Here is a 550-nt window from a genome sequence, read left to right as displayed (position 1 = left end):
TGATGGCGATGCCGTCTAATTCTGTGTCTACTTCTTCGAGTTTCTCGCTTATCGCGGCAATTCCTTCTTCCTCGCGACCAATAATACTCGATATCGTTCCTGCTGCTGCACCATAAAGCAAGTCTTCGGCATTATCGGCACGAGAATCAATAACGTTGAGTATATTGGTTCCTCCTGCTTCAGGAAAACGCACGACGGTGGTATCCCCTTGAATTAAACTTGGGTTGGTTGGAGTAACAACTCCTGCTGCCATGAGGTTAATATTTTCGGCGTTGACTTCCCCTGCAATGACCGTATCGCCTTCCTTGACGGCTGTATCGGTTCTGATTAACCGCACTGTGCCATCTTCTTCGATAATCACTTCATTAGCATGACCGATTTCACTGCCTCCGGTAATATAACGGGGGATATCTACTGCCCTGATTCCCATTAGATTTCCGGGTATATTAACGCTTCCTTCGACTGGGGCGGCATCGAGGACTAAGTTCACCACCATACCTTCGTGAGAGAGTCGAACTTGACTTTTACCTGGAATAGCGGCGAGGGTGAT

1 pseudogene is annotated in these 550 nt (G+C 47.8%); it reads right to left on the bottom strand.

What is annotated here, in order from left to right:
• Positions 1-550, bottom strand: a pseudogene (locus tag JUI58_RS00395) (hemagglutination protein); the annotation flags it as partial.

This window comes from Spirulina sp. CCY15215, assembly GCF_016888125.1.
Classification (GTDB): domain Bacteria; phylum Cyanobacteriota; class Cyanobacteriia; order Cyanobacteriales; family Spirulinaceae; genus CCY15215.
This window is presented reverse-complemented; position numbering and strand designations above follow the sequence as displayed.